The sequence below is a fragment of the Christiangramia aquimixticola genome, from assembly GCF_048285835.1.
Classification (GTDB): Bacteria; Bacteroidota; Bacteroidia; order Flavobacteriales; family Flavobacteriaceae; genus Christiangramia; species Christiangramia aquimixticola.
The window spans coordinates 1-296 of the sequence record NZ_JBLVTL010000232.1; the positions used below are offsets into that span (position 1 = coordinate 1).

1 protein-coding gene is annotated in these 296 nt (G+C 50.0%); it reads left to right on the forward strand.

Annotated features, from left to right (window positions below; all coding sequences use genetic code 11):
- A partial coding sequence (locus tag ACNKXV_RS14275) for a hypothetical protein (RefSeq protein WP_417908376.1) occupies nucleotides 1-296 on the forward strand: 296 nt, incomplete at both ends.

Below are 296 nucleotides of genomic sequence, written 5' to 3' on the forward strand. Positions count from 1 at the left end.
GCAGGATGCCGTGGATACCGTGAAATCAGCAGGGTTTGACTTGGTGATTTTGGAAACATCTGGTATCGGTCAGTCAGACACGGAGATTATCGAGCACTCAGACATTGCGCTTTACGTGATGACTCCTGAGTACGGGGCGGCTTCTCAGCTGGAAAAAATCGACATGCTGGACTTTGCAGACGTGATCGCGCTCAACAAGTTTGACAAGCGTGGCGCACTCGATGCCATCCGGGATGTGAAAAAGCAATACAAGCGAAATCACAACCTATGGGACATTGCCGATGAAGATATTCCGG